Source organism: Streptomyces sp. SDr-06 (assembly GCF_003324565.1).
GTDB lineage: Bacteria > Actinomycetota > Actinomycetes > Streptomycetales > Streptomycetaceae > Streptomyces.
Genome location: NZ_QOLA01000021.1, coordinates 66,123 through 86,475, shown reverse-complemented (window position 1 = coordinate 86,475; position 20,353 = coordinate 66,123). Strand labels below are relative to the sequence as shown.

The following is a 20,353-nucleotide window of genomic DNA, read 5'->3' as shown; positions in this document are numbered from 1 at the left end:
GGTGGGCGGACCGATCCAGCGTACGCCAGCGGCCCCGCCCCGCTGAGCGGGGGCCGCCGGGCGCTTCAGCCGCCGAGCCCGCCGATGAGCAGCCCGCCGAACGCCCCGGCCAGCAGGAAGGGCCCGTACGGGATGGCGGTGGCGCGGCCCGCCCTGCGCAGCACGAGCAGCCCGAGCCCGTAGAGCGCGCCGAGCCCGAGCCCGAGCAGGGCGCCCGCGAGGAGGACCGGCGGGCCGTACCAGCCGAGAGCGGCGCCGAGTCCGAGGGCGAGCTTGGCGTCCCCGAGGCCCATGCCCGCCGGGTTGATGAGGACGAGGACCAAGTAGCCGCCGCCCAGGACGAGTTCGCCGATCAGCGCGCCGGTCCAGGAACCCGCGTGCCCGGGTACGAGCGCGGCGAGGCCGAGCAGCACCGTGGCCGCCGCGGCGAGCGGCAGTGTGAGCACGTCGGGCAGCCGGTGCACCCGCCGGTCGACGAGCCCGAGCAGCACGGCCACCGGCGCGAGCAGCAGCCAGACCACGAGCTCCGGGCGGGCGCCGGTGGTGGCGGCGAGCGCCGCGCAGACCAGCCCGGTCAGGAGCGCGACTTGGGGCGTGGCGGGCCCGTGCCCACGCGCGGCACCGAGCCAGCCCCGGGCGGGCCCGGTGAAGGGCCGCCCCTCGGGGTCGGCGGAGCGCCACGGCTGGTCCGGCTCGACGCCGAGGCGGTGGGCCGGGCGGGGCAGCAGGGACCCGGCGGCCGCTCCCCAGAGCGCGGCCCCGGCCACGAGGAGCGCGGTCACTGCTTCGTCAGAATGCCGGACGGCTTTCCGGCGGCCGCCTCCTCGGACTGGTACGTGACCTTGCCGTCGGCGCTCAGGGTGAAGACGAGTTCGGCGGTGCCGGAGGTGCACAGGCCCGCGGTGCCGGGGTTCGCCGGGTCGGTGCGCTCCTCGATGCGCACCTCGCTCGCGGTGGCCGAGAGCAGCTTGCCCACGCCGTGGCACTCCACCTTCGTGCCGAGCAGGTCGATCGTCGAGGTCGTACGGACCACGTCGCTGCCCGTCCTGCCCGCCGTGAAGGCCGCGGCGATCGTGCCGTGCGGCTGCCCGGTGCTCCGTTCCGTGGTCGGCCCCTGCCAGGTGCCGACGAACTCCTGTGGAAGAGCTGCCAGTTGGGACCCGGAGGGCGACGGCGTCCCGTCCCCGGTCGGCTCGCCCGCGCCCGGGTCGGACGACTGGCCCGAGCCCGTCGACGAACTGGCGGCGGGCGGCCTGGCGCCGGTGTGGTTCGCGCCGCCGCCCGGCAGCAGGTCGAAGAGGAACGCCGCGCCCACCGTGACGGCGGCGAGCGCGCCCGCCACGGCGAGGGCCACCGTGCAGCTGACCCTGCGGCCGCGGCCGCGTTCGCCCGGTTCGGCGGCGGTCGAGACGGAGAGGGCGACGCGCGGGCCCCGGTCGGCGGGGTGCGGCGGGGCGGTGGGCGGCGGGGGCGTGCGGGGACCGGGGAGGTCCCTGCCGTACGAGGCGTCCGGCGGGCCGAACGCACCCGCCGCGGGGCCCGTGTCCTGCGCCCGGCTCCCGCCGATGGCCGGGCTGCTGAACGGGATCGGTCCCGAGCCGCTCACCGCCTGCTCGGGCTCCAGGTCGAGCAGGCGCACGGCGGACCGGCTGACCTCCTCCACGAGCGGGCCGGGCAGCCAGCCGCCGCGCACCAGCGCCGCCGCCCCGGCCGGGGCGAGCCGGGCCGCGAGGGAGGCGGGGGCCGGACGGTCCGCCGGGTCCTTGGCCAGGCAGTCCGCGACCGCCTCGCGCAGCTCGCCGGTGAGGGCCGCGCCCAGCTCGGGCGTCTCGTGCACCACCTTGTAGAGGAGGGCGGCCGACGAGTCGCCGGGGAAGGGCGGCTCGCCGGTCGCCGCGTAGGCGAGGACCGCGCCGAGCGAGAACACGTCGGCGGCGCCGGTAACGCCCCGGCCGAGGATCTGCTCGGGCGACATGTAGCCGGGCGAGCCGATGGAGACGCCGGTCGCGGTGAGCGAGGCGGTGCCGTCGGTGGCGCGCGCGATGCCGAAGTCGATGAGGCGGGGGCCGTCGAGGGTGAGCAGCACGTTCGACGGCTTGACGTCGCGGTGGACCAGGCCCAGCGCGTGCACGGCGGCCAGCGCCTCGGCGAGGCCGGCGCCCAGCACGCGTACCGAGTGCTCGGGAAGCGGGCCGCGGTCGCCGACCGCCTGGGTCAGCGAGGGCCCCGCGACATAGCCCGTCGCCACCCACGGAACCGGCGCCTCCGGGTCCGCGTCGAGCACCGGCGCGGTCCAGTCGCCGCCCACCCGCCGGGCCGCCTCGACCTCGTGCCGAAAGCGCGCCCGGAACTGTTCGTCGAGGGCGAAGTGTGGGTGCACCACCTTGACGGCGACCGTGCGGCCGCCCGCACTGCGGCCCAGGTAGACCCGGCCCATGCCGCCCGCCCCGAGTCGGCCGAGCAGCCGGTAGGCACCGATCGTCTGTGGTTCGCCCGCTTCCAACGGCTGCAACGACTGCATCGCGGTGCTCCCCCAACGCCCACCTGGTCATGCCGGTCCGACAGCAGCGTAGAGCCGGACGTGCGCGGGATCACCCTCAACCGAGACTGAACCGATGCCTGTACGAGCGAACCGAATGGCGGGTTCCGCCCTCTTGACTGGCGTAGTTCGTGCGTAATCACCCGAATCACCGCCCGAGGCGCCCCGCGGGACCCGCCCCGAGCCCGCCGCCGGACCCCAGAATCACGGAGCCCCGAAATGAACCGTCGCCGCCCCGCCGCTCTGATAGCAGCCGCCGTCATAGGCGCGGTCGTGCTGGTCAGCGGCTGTTCCGACGAGGGCAAGCCGGTCAGCTTCGACTCGGGTCCGAGCAGCCCGCCGGCCAACCCCTCGCCGCAGGGCGGGAAGAAGGGCGCCGACGCCCCCGCGAAGAACGGGGCGGCATCGCAGACGCTGCTGCCCACCGGCCCTAAGGCCGAGTTCACCACGCAGAGCAGCCTCGGCGACGGCACCAAGATCGGCGTGACCACGCTCAAGGGCGCCAAGTCCGGGTTCACCGGCAAGGTGTGGGTGTGGGCGCCGCAGCAGTACTTCGACGAGAAGTACAAGGACAGCGGCTTCCCGGTGCTCATCGCGCTACCGGGAGGAAACGGTTACCCCAAGAACTACTGGATGGGCACCGACCTCAAGCTCCAGAGCAGCATCAGCGAGTGGTCGAAGACCGGCAAGAGTCTGCCGTTCATCGTCGTCATGCCGGTCCTCAACCCGGACGCCAAGCACTACTACGACGGCAGTGACATCCCGGGCCAGCCCAAGATGGGCACCTGGATGACCGAGGACGTGCCGGACCTGGTGAGGGCCAACTTCCGTACGTTCAAGTCCCGGGACGGCTGGGCCTTCATGGGCTCCTCGTCCGGCGGCTTCGTCGGCCTGAAGTCGGTGCTCAAGCGGCCCGACCTGTTCAAGGCCGCGATCGCCTCGGGCCCGGACATCGTGCCGGACTCCCCGCTGTGGGCCGGCCACGAGGCCGAGAAGCAGGCGAACAACCCGGAGAAGCTGGCCCAGGACCTCATCGACCAGAAGGGCCCCGAGGTCGCCCTCGCCTTCCAGGTGGGCACCAAGGAGGGCACCGTCGTGCCGAGCGTGCGGAAGTTCATCGACACGTACGGCAAGGGCCCGGTCAAGACCCGCCTCCAGATGATCGAGGGCGGCACCCACAACGCCCACACCTATGTGAAGGGCATGGGCGAGGGGACCATGGAGTGGATCAGCAAGCAGATGCTCGCCCCGGTCCCCTCCTCCTGAACCGCGGGCCCCACGGACCGAACCGCGGGCCCTACGGGGCGAGCAGCTCCACGTTCACGTCCGCCGGGAACCCGGTGGTCGGTCCGGTCCGCCGGGCGAACTCCCGTACTCCTTCGAGCTGTTGGGCCCCGAAGCGGAAGTCGAGCGTCGTGAAGTAGCGCTCCAGGAGGTCGGCGTCGAAGACCTCCCAGCGGGCGGCCTGCTCGGCCACCTTGCCGACCTCCTCCAGGGACAGGTCCCGCGAGGCGAGGAACGCCTCGTGCACCTGCTGGACGAGCTCGGGCTCGCGGGCCAGGTAGTCCTTGCGGGCGGCCCACACGGCGAAGACGAACGGGAGCCCCGTCCACTCCTTCCACATCGCGCCCAGGTCGTGGACCTGGAGCCCGAGCCGGGGCGCGTCGTGCAGCGAGGCCCGCAGCGCGGCGTCCCCGATCAGCACGGCGGCGTCCGCCTCGCGCATCATCAGGCCGAGGTCGGGTGGGCACGTGTAGTAGTCCGGGGCGACCTGGTACCGCTCGGCGAGCAGCAGCTGCGCCAGGCGTACGGAGGTCCGCGAGGTGGAGCCGAGCGCGACCCGGGCCCGGTCCAGGTCCTCCAGGGGACGCTGGGAGACGATCACGCAGGACATGACGGGCCCGTCGCAGCCCACCGCGATGTCGGGGAAGGCGACCAGGTCGTCGGCGTTGCGCAGGAACTCCACGAGGGTGATCGGTGCGATGTCCAGGTCGCCGCCCACCAGCTGCTCGCTGAGCTTCTCCGGGCTGTCCTTGGTCAGCTCCAGGTCGAGCAGCGTTCCCGTCCGGGCCAGGCCCCAGTACAGGGGCAGGCAGTTGAGGAACTGGATGTGACCGACGCGCGGCCGGCCGCCTTGGTGCTGGGGGCTGGTTGAATTGTCCACATGGCGAGGCTAGACCCGTCCCATTCCGTGGACGGCGCCGGGCCCTGCCGGGGGTGTTCGGGGGTGTCGGCGGAGGGGCGCGCGAGGGGCCTCGCGGGGTGCCTTCCAAAGTGGCTCTCGGGGTGCCTTGAGGGGGCTCTTGATCACCTGCTCAGCCGCCGGTCAAACGTCCGGGCGGAGTGATCTTTCCCTCTACCGCAGCACCTGAGCTGCGTGCTACGCTCAGCGCAAGTTGCAGTTTGGTTTCCCTTGCAGTACAGAGCCTGCGGAGCATGTAACCCGCAGGCTTTTGTAGTTTTCAGACTTGTTTGCAGGTTCTGGAGCAGGGCAACCCTTTGGCCCAAGGAGGGCTTATGGCTACCGGAACCGTGAAGTGGTTCAACGCTGAAAAGGGCTTCGGCTTCATCGCCCAGGACGGCGGCGGCCCGGATGTCTTCGTCCACTACTCCGCGATCAACGCGTCTGGTTTCCGCTCCCTGGAGGAGAACCAGGTCGTGAACTTCGACGTCACCCAGGGCCCGAAGGGCCCGCAGGCGGAGAACGTCACCCCGGCCTAACTTGCCCGGGTTGGCGATCGCTGACTTAGCAGTACCCAAGGAGCCCCGTCCGCCCGGACCGGGGCTCCTGCCTTTTCCCCCAAAGAACCAGGCCCCCTCCTGGGCAGCGCTGGCCAAGCCCAGACCCCCAGGGGCGCGGGGAACTGCGCGAACAAGCCCCACGATCCGCAGCCGAACACCCACCCTCGGGGGGTCTGGGCACCGCCCAGAACGGCTGCACCCTCGGGCCTGGGCACCGCCCAGAACGCCGCCGCCTCGGGGCCTGGGCACCCCCAGAGCCGTCCCGCCCGGCGGGGCTCAGGCGTACAGGCGGTCCACCTCCGCCGCGTACCGCGCAAGCACCACCCCCCGCCGAACCTTGAGCGTCGGCGTCAGCTCCCCCCGCTCCACGGAAAACTCCCGCGGCAGAACCGCGAACCCCCGGATCCGCGCGGGACGGGACACCTGCGCGTTGGCCGCCGAGACCGCCTCCTGGACCCGCGCGCGGACCTCCGCCTCGCTCAGCCCCGCCGCCTCCTGCGCGTCCACCGTGATCAGGGCGACCGGGTACGGCCGCCGGTCGCCCGCCAGCACCGCGTGCGAGACGATCCGGGACCGCTCGACGGCCAGTTCCACGTGCGAGGGGGTCAGGTTCTTCCCGGCGGAGGTGATGATCAGGTCCTTCTTGCGGCCGGTGATCGTCAGGTAGCCGTCCGCGTCAAGCGCACCCAGATCCCCCGTGTGCAGCCAGCCGTCCGCGTCCAGGGCGTCCGCGGTGCCCGGTTCGTTCGCGTGGTAGCCGGGGAAGACCATCGGCCCCCGGGCCAGCACCTCCCCGTCGGGCGCGATCCTCACCTCGCACCCCGAGACCGGCCGGCCCACCGTGCCGTAGCGCACCGCGCCCGGATGGTTGAGCGAGATCACGCCCGCGGACTCGGTCATCCCGTACCCCTCGAAGACCTGGATCCCGCAGGCCCGCAGGAAGTCCAGGACCGCCGTGTCGATCGGGGCGCCGCCGGTCAGGGCCCAGCGGAGGCGGCCGCCGAAGGCCGCTCTGACCAGGCTGAACAGCGACTCGTCCGCGGCCTCGTACGCGGCCCGCCGCTCGGGCGGAAGCATCCCGTCCGCCGCGAGCACGCCGACCGCGACCGCCGCGTCGAACCGCTCCCCGCCGCCCTCCTCCGCCTCGGCGAGCGAGCGCACCACCGAGTAGACCTTCTCGAACAGCCGTGGCACGGACGGCAGATGGGTCGGCTGCGCCTCGGCGAGTTCGCCGACCACGTCCTCGATCCGGCCGCCGAAGTAGCAGAGCTCGCCGCCGTACAGGAGCGTGGAGAACTGGATCAGCTGGGCGAGCAGGTGCGCCAGCGGCAGATAGAGGTAGGTGCGGTCGCCGGGCCCGCCCTCGATGAGGTGCAGCGTCGCGTCCTGGACGGCGCCCATGTTTCCGTGCGTGAGGCGGCAGCCCTTGGGCGGCCCGGTGGTGCCGGAGGTGTAGACGAGCTCGGCGTCGTCCTGCGGCCGCACGGAGGCGGACCGGGCCGCCAGGTCGGCGAGCGGCACGGCGTCGGCCGACAGCGAGGCGAGCGGCACCGCGCTCCCCTCCGGGACGCCGGTCATCAGCAGGACATGGGCGAGCGCGGGCAGCTTCCCGCGCAGCCCCTCCACCCGGGCCGCCTCCCGAGGCCCCTCGCAGACGACCGCCTTCGCCGCGGAGTCGGCGAGGACCCAGGTGGCCTCCTCGTCACCCGCCGTCGGATACACCGGCACCACCACCGCTCCCACCGCCAGGCAGGCGAGATGCGCGTACGTCCACTCGGGCCGGGTCTCCGCGAGGATCGCCACCCGGTCGCCCCTCCCGATGCCGAGCGAGAGCAGGCCGCGCGCGGTGCGGCGCACGGTGTCGCGCAGTTCGGCGTAGGTGACCGACGCCCAGCCCCCGTCCGCGTCGCGGAACCTGAGGGCCGGCTGGTCCGGGTGGCGTCCGGCGGCCCATTCGGCGAACACGGCGAGCGTCTCGGGGCGCGGGCGCTGGTGCGGGCTCTGGGGGGTCATGACCCGACGGTAGGTACGACATCGAGCCGGGCGGGATGACGGGAAACGTCACCCCGGCTGACCGCACCGCTCAACCCCGCTACCGTCGTTGACCATGGCGAAGCCGACGATCACCGTGCACCATGTGCGGGCCGTGCTGCGCGGCGCCGTGCGGCACGGCATCGACACCGTGCCGCTGCTCCAGGCGTCCGGCATCCCCCCGCTGCTGCTCGGGGACGACCGGGCGCGCGTCACCCCGGCCCAGTTCGCGCAGCTCTTCCGCGCCCTGTACCGGGCGACCGGGGACGAGTTCCTGGGGCTGGGCGCCGCCCCCAGCCGCCCCGGCACCTTCGCGATGATGTGCCACGCCGCGCTCGGCTGCCGCGACCTCGGCGGCGCGATGCGGCGCGGCACCGCCTTCTACGGGCTGTTCCCGCACGGCCCCGACCTCGCTCTCGAAGTCACCGGCCCCACCGCGGTGTTCACCGTGCGCGGCGATCTGGCGGGCCAGGACGAGGACCGCTTCCTGACCGAGTGCCTCGTGATCATCTGGCACCGCCTGTGCAGCTGGCTGGTGGGCCGCCGCATCCCGCTCACCCGCGCGTCCTTCGGCTATCCGCCGCCCCCGCACAAGGACGAGTACGCGTCGCTGTTCGGCTGCCCGGTCCGGTTCGGGGACTCCCGTACGGAGGCGGTGTTCGACGCCCACTGGCTGACCGCGCCGCTCGTGCGCGACGAGGCCGCCCTCGGGCAGATGCTGCGCCGCTCCCCCTTCGAGCTCCTCAGCCGGCGCGCGTACGGGACGACGGTGGGCGAGCAGGTGGGCCGGGCGCTGGCGGCCGGCCTGCGCGCCTCGCCCCGGCTGCCCACCCTCGACGAGACGGCCGCCCGCCTCGCCATGTCCCCCGCGACCCTGCGCCGCCGCCTCGCCCAGGAGGGCACCTCGTTCCAGCGGCTCAAGGACGCGGTACGGCGCGACGCCGCGATCGCGGGCCTGGCGGAGGGCCGCGAACCGATCGCCGAGATCGCGGCACGTCTCGGCTTCTCGGAGGACACGAGCTTCCACCGCGCGTTCCGCCGCTGGACGGGGACGACGCCGGGCGCGTACCGCCTGGGCCACTGAGGGCAGCCGGGGGTCGGCGAGCGGCAGGCATCCGTCCGTCGACGGGGTCAGTGAAGCTGAGCGGATCGGTCAGCTCCGTACCTACCGGTCAGTCACTACCTTCTCCTCAACTGCCCGCGCCCCATAGGACCGTTGGGAGAGCCGCATGCACGTCCGTACCAGAGTGGCCGGTGCCCTCACCGCCGCGCTGCTCCTGTCGGCAGCCACCCCCACCGCGTTCGCCGACGACACGGCGACCGCCTCGCCGGGTGACATCGTCACCCAGTCCCCCACCGAGTTCCATCCGCTGCCCGGCCAGTGGACCAACACCAAGGCCTGGCACATCACCTACCGTTCCACCACCGCCAAGGGCGGCCCGAACACCGTCTCCGGGACGGTCATCGTGCCCAACGACGGCCGCACCGGCCCGCGCCCGCTCGTCACGTACGCGGTCGGCACGGTCGGGCTCGCCGACTCGTGCGCGCCGAGCGCCAACTTCCCGTACGGGACGGCCGTCGAGGCCACCCTGATCAACCAGGTCGTGCAGAAGGGCTGGGCGGTCGCGGTCACCGACTACGAGGGCCTGGGCACGCCCGGCGACCACACCTACACGGTCGGCCGCGCCGAGGGCACCGCCGTCCTGGACGCGGCCCGCGCCGCCGAGCGCCTCGGCATCCCCGGCGTCGACGCCAACTCACCCGTGGGGATCATGGGGTACTCGCAGGGCGGCCAGGCCAGCAGCTGGGCGGCCGAGCTGCACGACTCCTACGCCCCCGAACTGAAAGTGAAGGGCACCGCGACCGGCGGCGTGCCGGCCGACCTCATGAAGGTCGCGGCCTCCAACGACGGCGGGCTGGGCTCCGGCCTGATCTTCATGGCGGCGGCCGGGCAGAACGCGGCCTTCCCCGAGCTGAAGCTCGACTCGTACCTGAACCCGGCGGGCAAGGCGCTGGTCGACTACTTCAGGAACAACTGCGTGGCCGTCGACACCACGGTGGGCTCGTTCAAGCACATCACCGACATGACCGTGAAGAACCCGCTCGAACAGCCCGACTGGCAGGCCAGACTGGCCGAGTCGAAGCTCGGCACCCACCGCCCGGACGCGCCGGTCTACCTCTACCACGGCACGGTGGACGAGCTGATCCCGTACGCGGTGGGCCAACAGCTCCGTTCGGACTGGTGCGCCCGGGGCGCGGACGTGGAGTGGCACGCGCTGCCGCTGCTCGGCCACATCGGCGGGGTCACGGTGGGCGGGGTACCGGCCGCGAACTGGCTGGCGGACCGTTTCGCGGGCAAGCCGAGCCAGTCCAACTGCTAGGCCCGACAGATGAGTTGAGCCCGCTCCCCATCACGACGGGGGCGGGCTACAACCCGTACCGGCGGGCCGACTCCTCCTGCTGGGCGATGCGGTGGAGGGCGCGCAGGACGGGCTCGAACAGGAGGGTCGCGGCGACGGCGGTCTCCACCTTCTCCTCCTCGGAGGGATGGGTCTCCACGAAGTCCAGGTCGCGGACGGCCGCCCGGTGCATGAGCTCGGCGTACGGGGCCATCAGCTCGGCGTTCCAGGGGTAGCCGAGCCGGATGAGCGTCGCCACGGCGACGATCAACGCCCGGTGGTCCGGGGAGAGTTCGCCGATGTCCTGCGCGGTGGACCAGCCCAGCATCTCCAGCAGCCGGTCCACCTCGGCACGGGCGGCGGCCACGCTCTCGTCGCCGTCGTCCGGGTCGGGCCCGTGGGGCAGGGCCCACAGGGCGGCGCCCAGCCGCATGGTGCGGTCGAGGGAGTCGTCGTCGACGAACCCGATGACCTCCTTGGCGGTGGCCACGGGAAGCCGCCCGACCTCGATCAGGGCCCGCACGAGGCGGAGGCGGCGCAGATGGCTCTCGTCGTAGTCCGCCGTGGTCGCACCGATCTTGCGCCCCGGCGCGAGCATCCCCTGCCGCAGGTAGTACTTGATCATCGCGGTGGAGACCCCGCTCCGCTCGCTCAACTCTGCCAGCCGCATCCCTTGCGCCCTTCCTCGGATAACGCCATTATCCAAGATGTAGAGCCTGGGTAACTCCGTTATCCAACAAGCGAGTTGCCCTCCGGGGAAGCCGTCCGACGAGGAACGCTGGAGGCACGATGTTCGCCAAGCAGAGCCCGACCCGCACGACGGCCGCCGCCGAGGGCGACGTGGTGGTGCTGCTGATCGGGATGCGCGTCAACCACTTCTGGGCGGTGCACCAGTGGGTCCCGGTGGGCCTGGCCATGTTCCGCATGCTCGGCGAACTGGGCAAGGACAAGAGCCGCGGGCTGCTCGGCCACGTCCTGCTGACCGCGTCGCCGCGCACGTACTACGTGGTCCAGTACTGGGAGTCCAAGGAGAAGCTGTACGCCTACGCGCACTCGCCGGAGATGTTCCACCACCGGGCGTGGGCGATCCTGAACCGCAAGGAGCGCAAGGGCAAGCTGCGCGGGCACGTGGGGCTGTGGCACGAGACGTACATCGCGCCCCAGGGCTCGTACGAGTCGATCTACGCGGACATGCCCCCGTTCGGCCTCGCCGCGGCGACGGGCGTGGTCCCCCTGGAGGCCCGCGGCCGCACGGCGGCGGAGCGCCTGGGACGCCGGAAGCCACCCCAGGGGACGGCGCCGGCAACCTCCGAACCGGCGGCCTCCTAAGAGGCAGCCGGTCAAGGGGTACTGGCTGCCCTACAGGGGCGCGGGGAACGGCGCGATCAACCACGCACGGCGGGCGGACGAAACGGGCTTTAGGGGCGCGGGGAACGGCGCGAGCAAGCGGGCACGGTCCGCGGGCGAAGGCGGGTGAAGGGGCGCGGGGAACGGCGCGATCAACCACGCACGGCGGGCGGACGAAACCGGCTTTGGGGGCGCGGGGAACTGCGCAAACGGCCCCCCGACGGCCCGCAGTCGAAGCCCCCGCGCCCCCGGCAGAACACCTACTCCGCAGAACACCTACTCCGCAGAACGCCGACGACGCGTGGCCACCAGAATGCCCGCGCCCCCGGCGAGCGCGACGGCGGTGCCACCCGCGGCCCACGGCAGCGTGGAACCGGCGCCGGTGGAGGCGAGGGAGGTGCCGCCGGAGGCAGGCGCGGGGTCGTTCTTGGTGGCCGCGGTCACCGACGTGCCGCCCTTGTCGGCAGCCGAGGCACCGGCACCCTTGTCACCCGCCTTGGAGGCGTCAGGCGTGGGCGTACCGTCGCCGCCCTTCTTGCCGTCGTCCTTCTTCCCCTTGTCCTGCCCCTTGTTCTTGTCCTTCGCGGCAGCGGCGTCGGCCTCGTCCTTCTTACGGGCCTCGTACTGCCCCTTGTCGAGGAAGGCCTGGACGTCTTCGGGGGTGCCGAGGAGGGCCTTGGTCCCCGCCTCCTTCACGGCCGGGCCACCGGCGTTGATGAGCTGGCTGACGAGGACGCGGTTGTCGATGATGCGCGCCTTGAACTGGCCGACCTCGAGGAACTCCTTGATGGACTCGCGGGTGTTCGTGTCCAGCGCCTTGGAACCGGCTTCCTGCACCGAACGGCCACCGGCGTTGATGATCTGGGCCACGCGCACCCGGTCGTCCTGGAAGCGGGCCTCGTACTGGCCCACCTCAAGGAACTTCACACGATCCTGCGGGGTGCCCTTGAGCGCCTTCATGCCCGCTTCGCGGACACCCCGGCCGACCTTGTCCGCCGTGCCGATGATCCGGGATACGGCGACCGAGTTGTCGGTGTCGCGTACGGCGAACTGGTCCACTTCAAGGAACTTCCGCATCGCAGCCGGGCCGGCGCTGATGGCCTTGGCCCCCTCTTCCTTGATGCCCTCCCCCGCGTCCTTGGCCGCCATCAGCCGCAGGATCTCCGCCTTGTCCGCGGCCGCCTGATCGCCGGAGGTCGTCGCCCCGGCGTCCGGCGCCGAAACGGCGGGAGCCTTGACGTCGGCGGCGTACGCCGGAGAGGCGAGCAGAACGGCCGACCCGATGGCCGCGGAGGCGACGAGCGCCGGCATGCGCGTGAACTTCACGTGATTCCCCCAATTACCCAAGAAAGTCAGAGTTGGTCACCCGCATGGTATGTCGACCTTGACTTTTCCTTTACATGGCCCCCACTCCTTCGTCATGCGGATGGAGTTCCGCCCAGACGACCTTGCCGACGCCCGGCCGCGCCTTGACGCCCCACGCCACGGCGACGGCGGCCACGAGCAGCAACCCGCGCCCGCATTCGGCGTCCTCCGCCACCGGCGCCGCGGCGGGCTCCGACTCACCCCGCGCGTCACTGACCTCGATCCGCAGCAGCTCCCCGAGCGCGAGCCGCACCTCGAAGTCCCGCCCCGCTACGTGACCGTGGGTCACGGCATTGGCGGCGAACTCGGCGACGACGAGCGCGGCGGCGTCGGAACGCGGACTCCCGTACGGGATGCCCCACGCGTCCAACTGCTGCACCGCCAGCCACCGAGCGAGCCGCGCGCCGCGCCGCGTACTGCTGAATCGCTGGACGAACTCGGTTGCCGTGACGGCGGATTGGGGATTCATGTCACCGAGCGTGACGAGTTCTGCGTACGCTGAACAGGGGCAACCGCGCAACACCGGTTTGCTGTACGGGTGCGAGGTGCGCGCTGTAGGGGTTGTCGACCGTAACCGCATGCGCGGAGGCATAGGTGGAACAGGAACGCCGCCCGGAGTCGCCCGGCGAGGCGGAAGGCGCCTCGGAGCTGTTCAGCGCCCTGGGCAAACAGATCAGGGTCCTGCGCGAACGCGCGGGCCTCACCCAGCGGGAATTCGGGAAGCTGGTGGGGTACAGCGAGGCCCAGATCTCCGCCGTGGAAAGAGGGGTGCGCATCCCACAGCCGGAATTCCTGGATGCGGCGGACGAACTCCTCAACGCGGGCGGCCTGTTGAGCGCGGCGAAGGACGACGTGCGCAAGGCCCAGGCGAAGGCCCGGACGCGGCATCCGGAGTGGTACCGGGACTATGCGCAGCTTGAGGCAGAGGCCATCGAGTTTCACAACTACAACAACCAGGTCGTGCACGGCCTTCTCCAGACCGAGGACTACGCGCGCGCCATCTTCACGCATCGGCGTCCCCTGCTGGACGAGGCGACCGTCGAAAAGCGCGTGGCCGACCGCCTGGCACGTCAGCAGATCTTGGAGCGCTGGACATCGGCGACGTACAGCTTCGTCCTGGAGGAGGTCATCCTCCAGCGCCCGGTGGGTGGACGAGACGTACTCAACGCACAGTTGAGGCAACTCGTGCGCCTGGGCGGTCTACGCACCGTGGAAATTCAGGTGCTGCCCACGGCCAATGAGGAACACCCGAACATGGACGGCGCGTTCACCCTCATCACCACCAGGAGCGGGCACCAGGTGTCGTACACCGAAATCCAGGGCTACCCGCGTCTGATCACCACAGCGAAGGAGGTCCGGCACATCACCGACCGCTATGGGATCATCCGGGCGCAGGCTCTCACCCCACGGGAGTCGCTGTCCCTGATCGAGAAGACGCTGGGGGAACGATGAACACCGAGCAACTCCACTGGTTCAAGGCCAGCCACAGCAGCGGCGGAGGCGGTGAGCGCGTTGAACTCTCCTATGCCTGGCGGAAGTCGAGCTACAGCGGAGGCGAGGGCGGCGAGTGCATAGAAATCGCCGCCCACCCCACCACCATCCACATCCGGGACTCGAAGAACCCCCAGGGTCCCCAGCTCGCGGTGGCCCCCCGGGCATGGGCGGCGTTCACCGCGTACGCCACGCAGTAGGGACGCTCAGCCCTTCGAAAGGGCCCCCATGTACTCGTCCCAGGTGAGGACCGACGACGCGGGCGGGGCATCGAGCTTGGGGTCGACGCCGTAGGCCGAGTACTCCTCGGTCACGACCTCGTCGCCCTGCTTGCCCTTGCCCGCTTCCTGGGACTTGAGGACGAGGTCGTCCTTGCCGACCCACAGGTCGAGGACGACCTGCGTCCGACCCGCCTCCTTGGCCCCAGCGACGTATCCGTCACGGCCGACGTCGTCCATCGCGGGGCCCTTGTACTTGGCGAGGTCGACGCCGCGCGGCCCGCGGCAAGGGTGGGCGGCGCGGGCAGGGCGGCTGCCGGGCAGCGGGGGTGGTGGCCATTGGTACACAGCGGCGCGGAGGCCGATACACAACCGTCCGGGCCCTGATACGCCGCCCGTTCAGGCTTCGAAGTGACTCTCCGCCCCCGAGACGGAGCCGCCACAGCAGTCACCCCGAAGCATGAGGAGCAGGCCATGAAGACCCCCGGACACATCCCCTCCGACGCCACGCCCGCGGTCCGGTCCCGCAGGTTCACCACGCTCTGGACGATGACGACGGGAGCCGTCGGAGCGGCGCTGCTCATCGGGTCCCTCGTGCTGATCACCGGCGCCTTCCTGACGGACTCGGCGGCGGGCGAATCCTGGCAGCCCGCCGGCACGCTCGGCGCGGTCGGGCTGTGCCTCGGCGCGACGATGGTGAGCGTCGGCGTGCTCGGCCGGAGCCTGGGGACGAAGTCGGGGCTCCGGTGAGCGCGCTCCTGCGCGGGGCCGCCGAACTCCCCGCGCGCGCCTGGCTCACGGCCTGCCGGTTCGGCGACGCCGCTCTCGCCGGGGCGCACCGCGTCGGGTCGAGGAACGCGCTGCCCTGGCCCCGGGAGGGGCAGGCGAGCGTGGAGGTCGTCGGGGTGGGCAGCCTGGGCACGCTCGGCGAGCAGACGCCGGTGCCGATCGCGAGCATCACCAAGGTGATGACGGCGTACGTGGTGCTGCGGGCGTTTCCGCTGGGGCCGCGGGATGCGGGTCCCGTGATCCGTGTCGACCGCGCCGCCGCCGAGGAGTCCGCCTCGGCGATCGAGTCGGTCGTGCCCGTAGAGGAGGGGCAGGAGTACCCGCTGCGGCACCTGCTGGAATTCATGCTGATCCCGTCGGGCAACAACATCGCCCGGCTGCTCGCGCGCCGGACCGCCGGTTCCGAGGCGGCCTTCGTACGCCGGATGAACGAGGCCGCGGCCGAACTGGGCCTGACCCATTCTCGGTTCACCGGCTCCTGCGGCATGGACGCGGGGAATGTCAGCACGGCGCGCGACCTGCTCACGCTGGCGGGGGCGGTGATGCGGAACGAGGTGTTCCGGACGATCGTCTCGACCCCCTCCGTCCGGCTCCCCGGAGGCCACGGCGAGGCCCACACCACGAACCGGCTGCTGGGGCGGTACGGGGTGGTCGGCCTGAAGACGGGGACGAGTACGCCGGCGGGCGGGAACGGCCTGTGGGCGGCGTACGCCGATGTGGGCGGGGCCCGGCGCCTGGTCCTGGGCGCGGTCCTGGCCCAGCGCGTGGGGCGGTCGCCGGTCCGGGCGAGGGCGGCGGTGTGGGCGTGCAGCCGGGGGCTGGTGCGGGGGGTGCGGCGGGGGGCGGGGACTCTGGTGATCTCCCCCACCCCGCCCCTTCCCGAAAACCTCCGGTGGGAGACGGGGGCTGGGCGGGGCCGGGAGGGTGTGGAGGACTTGGCACCCCACCTCGTCCCCCCGCGGACCGTACGTGGCTGATCGCGCAGTTCCCCGCGCCCCTGAGCGGGTGGAAGCGAACCCCGCGTTCCAACAGCCGAGCAAACCCCCAGGACCCGCGCCCCATGCCCCCTACCCGGGCGAACCCCCCGGGGCGCAGGGGACGAAGTCCCCGCGGGGCCCGAGGCGCAGCCCCAGGGGTGCAGGGGACGAAGTCCCCGCCCTGGCTCGGGGCGCAGCCCCAAGAGCCGAACCACCCAACCCCCTGCACGGGCAGGGGGGCGGGCAAACCCCCAGGGGCGCAGGGGACGGAGTCCCGCTGGGGGTCTGGGGCGGAGCCCCAGGGCTGAGCTTTCCAACCCCGCGCAACGGGCGGGCGGGTGGGCGAACCCCCAGGGGCGCAGGGGGCAGAGCCCCCGCCGGGTCCCGGGGCGCAGCCCCAGAACAGAACCCTCCAACCCCCTGCACGGGCGGGCGGGCAAACCCCCAGGGGCGCAGGGGACGAAGTCCCCGCAGGGGGTCTGGGGCGCAGCCCCAGGGCTCAAGCCATCCAACCCCCTGCACGGGCGGGCGGGTGGGCGAACCCCCGGGGTCTGGGGCGGAGCCCCAGGAGGCCCGCCCCGACCCCGGGTCACAGAGGCCGCACCCCCGGAGGGGCTACGCCGCGACCGGCACCGGGGAGTCGGAGGACTCCTCCACGGGCGACCCGGACGCCCGGTTGAACGCGTCCAGATCCAGGATCTTCTCCCGCGCCGACACGATGACCGGTACCAGCGCCTGCCCCGCCACGTTCGTGGCCGTACGCATCATGTCCAGGACCGGGTCGATCGCCATGAGCAGGCCGACGCCCTCCAGGGGCAGGCCCAGCGTGGAGAGGGTCAGGGTCAGCATGACCGTGGCGCCCGTCAGACCCGCCGTCGCCGCCGAACCGATGACCGAGACGAACGCGATCAGGACGTAGTCGCCGACACCGAGGTGCACGTCGAAGATCTGGGCGATGAAGATCGCCGCGAGCGCCGGGTAGATCGCCGCGCAGCCGTCCATCTTGGTGGTCGAGCCGAACGGCACGGCGAAGGACGCGTACTCCTTGGGCACACCGAGCCGCTCGGTGACCTTCTGGGTCAGCGGCATCGTGCCCACGGAGGAGCGGGAGACGAAGGCGAGCTGGATCGCGGGCCAGGCACCCTTGAAGAACTGGACCGGGTTGACCTTGGCGACGGTGGCGAGCAGCAGCGGGTAGACCCCGAACATCACCAGCGCGCAGCCGATGTAGACGTCCGCGGTGAAGGTGGCGTACTTGCCGATGAGGTCCCAGCCGTAGTCGGCGATGGCGAAGCCGATGAGGCCGAGCGTGCCGAGCGGGGCGAGCCGGATGACCCACCACAGCGCCTTCTGGAGCAGCTCCAGAACGGCCTCGCTGAGGGTGAGGATCGGCTTGGCCTTCTCGCCGAGCTGGAGCAGCGCGATGCCGGCGACGGCGGCCATGAACACGATCTGCAGGACGTTGAGTTCGGTGAACGGCGTCACCACGTCCGTCGGGATGATCCCGGTCAGGAAGTCCAGCCAGGAGCCCGTGTGCTTGGGGAGCTTGCCGTCCTTCGGGGTCAGCCCCGTGCCCGCGCCCGGGTTGGTGAGCAGCCCGATGACGAGGCCGATGGCCACCGCGATCAGCGACGTGATCATGAACCAGAGCAGGGTGCGCGAGGCCAGCCGGGCGGCGTTGTTGACCTTGCGGAGGTTGGTGATCGACACCAGGATCGCGAAGAAGACGAGCGGCGCCACGGCCAGCTTCAGGAGCTGGACGAAGATGCTGCCGATCTGCTCCAGGGTGTCCTTGAGCCAGCCGATGTCCTGGCTGCGGGCGAGCCAGCCGAGCAGGCCGCCGAGGACGAGGCCGGCGATGATCTGGGCCCAGAAGGGAAACTTCGAGAATATCGAGGATATGGAGGAGCCGCGCTTGGGCTTCTCCTGGGCGGTCGCGGAGGACACGGACATACTCCCGGGTGAGCGGAGACGGGGACTGATCGACGTTCGAAGATGAGCGCGGCGCCCGTTCACAGGGGACTGGTCAGCGTGGACCGGTCACGTAACGCGGAAGACGCCGCCGCATGATGCCGGGGTCAGACGTCGCGGCAACAGACCGCGGACATGCAGCGGCAGAGGTCGACATGCAGACGCGCCACGAGCGGAACGGCTCCGCCGGTGGGGTGCTGGTGCACTGCTGCTGTCGTCATGTCGAACACGTTAACACTTGAACTTTGAGAACCTCAAAGCAGTTCTTTTACCCCGGGATGACCGGAAGCCGCTCCCGCCCGGCCGGAAACAGCGGCGGCCCGGCCCTGGAGCGGTGAGCTCCGGGGCCGGGCCGTACGAGAAGGGTGGGGTGTGTCCTGCGCGGGGCGCCTACTGGGCGAGACGGTCCTCCTGGGACCGGTTCGCCTCCAGCTTCGCCTTCGCGCTCTCCACCTTGGTGACGAGCTGCGCGGACATCGCGTCGCGCTGCTTGCGCAGCAGCACGAAGCTGAGCGGCGCGGAGATGACCAGGGCGAGCAGGATCACCCAGATGAAGTTGGAGTGGCCGAGCCCCTTGGGCAGCACACCGAACTGGACCAGCAGGCCGACGAAGACCAGGCTGCCGATGAAGATCCCCACGCGCAGCATGGTGTACCAGATGGTGGCGCTCGGCTTGGCGGCGTTCACGACTGACCTTCTCTCTACGGTGGCCCTGTCCGACTAGTGAAGCACGCCCACAATTGGATCAGTTCAGGGGGAGCAGCATGATGATGTCGTCGCGGTCGTCACCGTCGGCGACCCGGATCGCGCCGGGCACCCGTCCGACCTCCTTGTAACCGCACGCCGTGTAGAACCGGTCGGCGCCGGTGCCGCCCCGGCAGGTGAGCCGGATCGCGTCGATGCCGCCGAGGCCGCGCACCGCGTCGGCGGTCGCCCGCATCAGGTCGCGGCCGTACCCCTTGCCCTGGTGCGCGGGGTGCACCATGACGGTGTACAGCCACACCCAGTGCGCCATCAGGCGGTGTGTGTTGTACGCGACGAACGCCGTGGCGGCGGCGCGTCCCTCCTCGTCGAACCCGACGACCAGCCGCATCCGGCCCTCGGCCATGGCCGCGAGGTGCTTGACCAGTTCGGGCCGTACGTCCTCGATGGAGACCGGCGGCACGAACCCGACGGCCCCGCCCGCGTTGGACACCTCGGCCCACAGGCCGAGGATGTCGTCCCGCAGAGCCGGGGTGACCGCCGGGTCGAGCTGGAAGGTCAGTGCCATGGGGCCCTCGTTCAGAAGCGCATCGGCTGCGGCGCCTCGCGCAGCTCCGCGTCCGGGCCCGGGTACTCGCGGATGATCTCGTACCGCGTGTTGCGCTCCACGGGGCGGAAGCCGGCCTCGCGGATGAGGTCGAGCAGGTCGTCGCGGGTGAGCTTGTTCGGCGTGCCGTAGTTGTCGGCGTCGTGCGTGATCTTGTACTCGACGACCGAGCCGTCCATGTCGTCGGCGCCGTGCTGGAGCGCGAGCTGCGTGGTCTGGAGGCCGTGCATGACCCAGAAGCACTTCACGTGCGGCACGTTGTCGAACAGGAGGCGGGAGACCGCGAAGGTCTTCAGCGACTCGGCGCCCGTCGCCATCGTGGTGCGCGCCTGGAGCTTGTTGCGGACCTTGCCGTCCTGCATGTCCACGAAGTCGTGCTGGTAGCGCAGCGGGATGAAGACCTGGAAGCCGCCGGTCTCGTCCTGGAGCTCGCGCAGCCGCAGCACGTGGTCGACGCGGTGACGCGGCTCCTCGATGTGCCCGTACAGCATGGTCGCGGGCGTCTTGAGGCCCTTCTCGTGGGCGAGGCGGTGGATGCGCGACCAGTCTTCCCAGTGCGTGCGGTGGTCCACGATGTGCTGGCGGACCTCCCAGTCGAAGATCTCGGCGCCGCCGCCGGTCAGCGACTCAAGGCCGGCGTCGATGAGCTCGTCCAGGATCTCGCTCGCGCTCAGCCCGGAGATCGTCTCGAAGTGGTGGATCTCGGTCGCCGTGAACGCCTTCAGGCCGACGTTCGGCAGCGCCTCCTTGAGGGCCTTGAGCGAACGCGGGTAGTAGCGCCACGGGAGCGTCGGGTGGAGCCCGTTGACGATGTGCAGCTCGGTGAGGTTGTCGTTCTCCATCGCCTTGGCGAGGCGGACGGCCTCCTCGATGCGCATCGTGTACGCGTCCTTCTCGCCCGGCTTGCGCTGGAACGAGCAGTACGCGCACGACGCCGTGCACACGTTGGTCATGTTGAGGTGACGGTTCACGTTGAAGTGGACGACGTCACCGTTCTTGCGCGTGCGCACCTCGTGGGCGAGCCCGCCGAGCCAGGCCAGATCGTCCGACGCGTAGAGCGCGACGCCGTCCTCGCGGCTGAGCCGCTCGCCGGCCCGGACCTTCTGCTCCAGCTCGCGCTTGAGTCCCGCGTCCATCAAGGCCGCCTCCCATACGTGTGTCTTTCAGGCTCCACC

The 20,353-nt window shown here is 71.5% G+C and carries 21 protein-coding genes; 9 read left to right on the top strand and 12 right to left on the bottom strand.

Going from position 1 to position 20,353, the window contains the following annotated elements; all coding sequences use genetic code 11:
• Positions 1-65: 65 nt before the first annotated feature.
• Together DT019_RS31250 and DT019_RS31245 are read right to left on the bottom strand one after the other, a co-directional pair.
• Positions 66-782: a prepilin peptidase gene (locus DT019_RS31250; RefSeq protein ID WP_114040334.1), complete on the bottom strand. Its 717-nt coding sequence runs from the start codon at positions 780-782 to the stop codon at positions 66-68.
• Entirely contained in the window at positions 779-2,512 is a 1,734-nt protein-coding gene (locus tag DT019_RS31245) for a serine/threonine-protein kinase (protein WP_114040380.1), read from the bottom strand. The genes DT019_RS31250 and DT019_RS31245 overlap by 4 nt, the downstream gene beginning before the upstream one ends.
• A 246-nt stretch (positions 2,513-2,758) precedes the next feature.
• On the opposite strand from DT019_RS31245, the gene DT019_RS31240 reads away from it, so the two are divergent.
• The gene (locus DT019_RS31240; protein ID WP_114040333.1) at positions 2,759-3,805 is read left to right on the top strand and encodes an alpha/beta hydrolase; all 1,047 of its coding nucleotides are present in this window, start codon (positions 2,759-2,761) and stop codon (positions 3,803-3,805) included.
• A 31-nt stretch (positions 3,806-3,836) separates the two neighbouring features.
• Here the strand turns inward: DT019_RS31240 and DT019_RS31235 are convergent, their stop codons facing one another.
• Positions 3,837-4,703 carry a menaquinone biosynthetic enzyme MqnA/MqnD family protein gene (locus DT019_RS31235; RefSeq protein ID WP_114040332.1) on the bottom strand — a complete coding sequence of 289 codons (867 nt, stop codon included), beginning with the start codon at positions 4,701-4,703 and terminating at the stop codon, positions 3,837-3,839.
• 353 nt (positions 4,704-5,056) lie between these two features.
• Between DT019_RS31235 and DT019_RS31230 the strand changes: the two genes are divergently transcribed.
• Positions 5,057-5,260, top strand: coding sequence for a cold-shock protein (locus DT019_RS31230; RefSeq protein WP_003967102.1), 204 nt, complete (start codon positions 5,057-5,059; stop codon positions 5,258-5,260).
• Positions 5,261-5,557: 297 nt separating this feature from the next.
• Here DT019_RS31230 and DT019_RS31225 read toward each other — a convergent pair whose 3' ends face one another.
• Positions 5,558-7,294 carry an AMP-dependent synthetase/ligase gene (locus DT019_RS31225; RefSeq protein WP_114040331.1) on the bottom strand — a complete coding sequence of 579 codons (1,737 nt, stop codon included), beginning with the start codon at positions 7,292-7,294 and terminating at the stop codon, positions 5,558-5,560.
• Between the two features lie 94 nt (positions 7,295-7,388).
• Between DT019_RS31225 and DT019_RS31220 the strand changes: the two genes are divergently transcribed.
• Positions 7,389-8,396 carry an AraC family transcriptional regulator gene (locus tag DT019_RS31220; protein ID WP_114040330.1) on the top strand — a complete coding sequence of 336 codons (1,008 nt, stop codon included), beginning with the start codon at positions 7,389-7,391 and terminating at the stop codon, positions 8,394-8,396.
• 145 nt (positions 8,397-8,541) lie between these two features.
• Positions 8,542-9,693 carry a lipase family protein gene (locus DT019_RS31215; protein ID WP_114040329.1) on the top strand — a complete coding sequence of 384 codons (1,152 nt, stop codon included), beginning with the start codon at positions 8,542-8,544 and terminating at the stop codon, positions 9,691-9,693.
• Between the two features lie 46 nt (positions 9,694-9,739).
• Here DT019_RS31215 and DT019_RS31210 read toward each other — a convergent pair whose 3' ends face one another.
• The gene (locus DT019_RS31210) at positions 9,740-10,381 is read right to left on the bottom strand and encodes a MerR family transcriptional regulator (protein ID WP_114040328.1); all 642 of its coding nucleotides are present in this window, start codon (positions 10,379-10,381) and stop codon (positions 9,740-9,742) included.
• 119 nt (positions 10,382-10,500) lie between these two features.
• On the opposite strand from DT019_RS31210, the gene DT019_RS31205 reads away from it, so the two are divergent.
• A complete protein-coding gene (locus DT019_RS31205) occupies positions 10,501-11,040 on the top strand; it encodes a DUF4188 domain-containing protein (RefSeq protein WP_114040327.1) in 540 nt (179 codons plus the stop codon).
• A 294-nt stretch (positions 11,041-11,334) separates the two neighbouring features.
• Here DT019_RS31205 and DT019_RS31200 read toward each other — a convergent pair whose 3' ends face one another.
• Together DT019_RS31200 and DT019_RS31195 are read right to left on the bottom strand one after the other, a co-directional pair.
• On the bottom strand, positions 11,335-12,384 hold the full coding sequence (locus DT019_RS31200) for an ALF repeat-containing protein (protein ID WP_114040326.1): 1,050 nt from the start codon (positions 12,382-12,384) through the stop codon (positions 11,335-11,337).
• Positions 12,385-12,454: 70 nt separating this feature from the next.
• Entirely contained in the window at positions 12,455-12,892 is a 438-nt protein-coding gene (locus tag DT019_RS31195; protein WP_114040325.1) for an ATP-binding protein, read from the bottom strand.
• Between the two features lie 125 nt (positions 12,893-13,017).
• On the opposite strand from DT019_RS31195, the gene DT019_RS31190 reads away from it, so the two are divergent.
• Both DT019_RS31190 and DT019_RS31185 read left to right on the top strand, forming a co-directional pair.
• Positions 13,018-13,875, top strand: coding sequence for a helix-turn-helix transcriptional regulator (locus DT019_RS31190; RefSeq protein WP_114040324.1), 858 nt, complete (start codon positions 13,018-13,020; stop codon positions 13,873-13,875).
• The gene (locus tag DT019_RS31185; RefSeq protein ID WP_114040323.1) at positions 13,872-14,114 is read left to right on the top strand and encodes a DUF397 domain-containing protein; all 243 of its coding nucleotides are present in this window, start codon (positions 13,872-13,874) and stop codon (positions 14,112-14,114) included. Before DT019_RS31190 ends, DT019_RS31185 begins: the two co-directional genes overlap by 4 nt.
• Positions 14,115-14,120: 6 nt before the next feature.
• Here DT019_RS31185 and DT019_RS31180 read toward each other — a convergent pair whose 3' ends face one another.
• Positions 14,121-14,372 carry a hypothetical protein gene (locus DT019_RS31180; RefSeq protein ID WP_114040322.1) on the bottom strand — a complete coding sequence of 84 codons (252 nt, stop codon included), beginning with the start codon at positions 14,370-14,372 and terminating at the stop codon, positions 14,121-14,123.
• Between the two features lie 234 nt (positions 14,373-14,606).
• Here DT019_RS31180 and DT019_RS31175 point away from each other — a divergent pair, with 234 nt between their 5' ends.
• Complete coding sequence (locus DT019_RS31175) at positions 14,607-14,882, top strand: hypothetical protein (RefSeq protein WP_114040321.1); 276 nt, start codon at positions 14,607-14,609, stop codon at positions 14,880-14,882.
• Entirely contained in the window at positions 14,879-15,898 is a 1,020-nt protein-coding gene (locus DT019_RS40825; RefSeq protein ID WP_114040320.1) for a D-alanyl-D-alanine carboxypeptidase family protein, read from the top strand. Before DT019_RS31175 ends, DT019_RS40825 begins: the two co-directional genes overlap by 4 nt.
• A gap of 615 nt (positions 15,899-16,513) precedes the next feature.
• Here DT019_RS40825 and DT019_RS31165 read toward each other — a convergent pair.
• The 4 genes from DT019_RS31165 to mqnE form a co-directional block, all read right to left on the bottom strand.
• Entirely contained in the window at positions 16,514-17,851 is a 1,338-nt protein-coding gene (locus DT019_RS31165) for a dicarboxylate/amino acid:cation symporter (protein ID WP_114040319.1), read from the bottom strand.
• Positions 17,852-18,259: 408 nt separating this feature from the next.
• Positions 18,260-18,556 (bottom strand): DUF4229 domain-containing protein, encoded by a 297-nt coding sequence (locus DT019_RS31160; protein ID WP_189390087.1) that lies wholly within the window; start codon positions 18,554-18,556, stop codon positions 18,260-18,262.
• Positions 18,557-18,614: 58 nt separating this feature from the next.
• On the bottom strand, positions 18,615-19,139 hold the full coding sequence (locus DT019_RS31155; protein WP_114040318.1) for a GNAT family N-acetyltransferase: 525 nt from the start codon (positions 19,137-19,139) through the stop codon (positions 18,615-18,617).
• An 11-nt stretch (positions 19,140-19,150) separates the two neighbouring features.
• Positions 19,151-20,314, bottom strand: coding sequence for an aminofutalosine synthase MqnE (mqnE, locus tag DT019_RS31150; protein WP_114040317.1), 1,164 nt, complete (start codon positions 20,312-20,314; stop codon positions 19,151-19,153).
• Positions 20,315-20,353 lie beyond the last annotated feature (39 nt).

Bases quoted from the DNA above. Each gene is read 5' to 3' on its own strand.
- DT019_RS31175 (WP_114040321.1), top strand. From the start codon at position 14,607: ATGAAGACCCCCGGACACATCCCCTCCGACGCCACGCCCGCGGTCCGG.
- DT019_RS31230 (WP_003967102.1), top strand. From the start codon at position 5,057: ATGGCTACCGGAACCGTGAAGTGGTTCAACGCTGAAAAGGGCTTCGGC.
- DT019_RS31205 (WP_114040327.1), top strand. From the start codon at position 10,501: ATGTTCGCCAAGCAGAGCCCGACCCGCACGACGGCCGCCGCCGAGGGC.
- DT019_RS31220 (WP_114040330.1), top strand. From the start codon at position 7,389: ATGGCGAAGCCGACGATCACCGTGCACCATGTGCGGGCCGTGCTGCGC.
- DT019_RS31185 (WP_114040323.1), top strand. From the start codon at position 13,872: ATGAACACCGAGCAACTCCACTGGTTCAAGGCCAGCCACAGCAGCGGC.
- DT019_RS31225 (WP_114040331.1), bottom strand. From the start codon at position 7,294: ATGACCCCCCAGAGCCCGCACCAGCGCCCGCGCCCCGAGACGCTCGCC.
- mqnE (WP_114040317.1), bottom strand. From the start codon at position 20,314: ATGGACGCGGGACTCAAGCGCGAGCTGGAGCAGAAGGTCCGGGCCGGC.
- DT019_RS31180 (WP_114040322.1), bottom strand. From the start codon at position 14,372: ATGGACGACGTCGGCCGTGACGGATACGTCGCTGGGGCCAAGGAGGCG.
- DT019_RS31210 (WP_114040328.1), bottom strand. From the start codon at position 10,381: ATGCGGCTGGCAGAGTTGAGCGAGCGGAGCGGGGTCTCCACCGCGATG.
- DT019_RS31240 (WP_114040333.1), top strand. From the start codon at position 2,759: ATGAACCGTCGCCGCCCCGCCGCTCTGATAGCAGCCGCCGTCATAGGC.
- DT019_RS31195 (WP_114040325.1), bottom strand. From the start codon at position 12,892: ATGAATCCCCAATCCGCCGTCACGGCAACCGAGTTCGTCCAGCGATTC.
- DT019_RS31215 (WP_114040329.1), top strand. From the start codon at position 8,542: ATGCACGTCCGTACCAGAGTGGCCGGTGCCCTCACCGCCGCGCTGCTC.
- DT019_RS31155 (WP_114040318.1), bottom strand. From the start codon at position 19,139: ATGGCACTGACCTTCCAGCTCGACCCGGCGGTCACCCCGGCTCTGCGG.
- DT019_RS31165 (WP_114040319.1), bottom strand. From the start codon at position 17,851: ATGTCCGTGTCCTCCGCGACCGCCCAGGAGAAGCCCAAGCGCGGCTCC.